2 protein-coding genes are annotated in these 886 nt (G+C 41.0%); both read right to left on the reverse strand.

Going from position 1 to position 886, the window contains the following annotated elements:
* On the reverse strand, positions 1 to 242 hold a 242-nt coding region (locus J5224_RS30945; RefSeq protein WP_264628844.1), incomplete at its 3' end, for an ROK family protein.
* A partial coding sequence (locus tag J5224_RS30950; protein ID WP_264628845.1) for a DUF917 domain-containing protein occupies positions 239 to 886 on the reverse strand: 648 nt, incomplete at its 5' end. The genes J5224_RS30950 and J5224_RS30945, both read right to left, overlap by 4 nt.

The raw sequence follows: 886 nt of genomic DNA on the forward strand, positions 1-886 counted from the left end.
GCCTCTAGCCCTTTGCGCTCAACAATAGCATTAGTACAATGCGTAGTGCCCAACATGGCACGGCTAATAAGTGATCGATTAATTGACTGATTAACCAGTAACGCTTCAACAGCCTTATCTACAGCGTACATGACATTAGATGTCGTTATCTGCTTAGTCTTGGCAAGAATTTCGCCTCTCGAATCTAATAAGACAGCGTCAACATGTGTCCCGCCAACATCAATTCCTATGCAATACGTCATTTGTATGCCTTTATACAATCTTCGACAGGGGAGTAATCCATCGGGTATTTAAAATAGCGTGGCCCGCAAACTTCAATACCACGTTGACTACGCCATTTATTATTGGCTGGCACACCAATAGCAACCACATTCATTCCATAGCTTAATTTTTCGGCAAGAATGGGAATGCCAGAATCTTCGTCAATAATAATAATTAAATCAGGCGTCATGCACAAGGGGTTGTCATTTTCTAGCGCTAGCAAATATTCATTTTGGAATAACACCTTAAAATTTTTTTTCTTATTGTCCAAACCACTAAAATCAGCATGCCCATAAGTAAAACCGCCTTCACTTCGCTGATTCACTAGGTTCAGTTTCCCACGAAACAAAACATGACCCTGAAGCAGATTAATTAGGGTATTTACCAGGTTGTCTTTATTGGAAATGGCTTGCTGCATCTTTTCACCAATGTTTTTCATCAAGCTAATCGTTCCTGCAATTCCCGATTTTTTTGCTTGAATGGGGGAGATGGGATAAGCAGCAAAAATCGCAGCGCCTCCCATTTTTACAGTGGCATCTCGGGCAAATATCTCAGATTGATAACCATCTACAGCATCAATAAGTACCGTGTTAAGCTTCTCATCGACAACGATAAAGGGTGATGC

Source organism: Candidatus Symbiopectobacterium sp. NZEC135, from assembly GCF_025962695.1.